The sequence below is a fragment of the Streptomyces sp. URMC 126 genome (assembly GCF_051386555.1).
Taxonomy (GTDB): Bacteria; Actinomycetota; Actinomycetes; order Streptomycetales; family Streptomycetaceae; genus Streptomyces.
Genome location: NZ_JBPQTX010001382.1, coordinates 1 through 234, shown reverse-complemented (window position 1 = coordinate 234; position 234 = coordinate 1). Strand labels below are relative to the sequence as shown.

1 protein-coding gene is annotated in these 234 nt (G+C 72.6%); it reads right to left on the bottom strand.

Translation table 11 applies throughout. The annotated features are described in order from the left end of the window. Positions 1 to 234: cytochrome c biogenesis CcdA family protein (locus tag ACSNOK_RS36365; protein WP_436784918.1), on the bottom strand; the 234-nt coding region annotated here is incomplete at its 3' end.

The window sequence follows — 234 nt, the reverse complement described above, 5'->3', positions numbered from 1 at the left end:
GAACACGGCCGTGAACCCGGCCAGGAACAGCAGCGTCCCGCCCAGGATGCGGCCGCGCCGCGCCTCAACGAGGTCCGCGCCGCTGATCCCGGTGACGTAGGACAGGTAGCCGGGCACCAGCGGCAGCACGCAGGGAGAGAAGAACGACACCGCGCCGGCCAGGGCGGAGATCGGCAGGGCCAGCAGCAGCGACCCGGTCAGCACGGTGGTCTCCACACCGGCGGCGACCTGCAC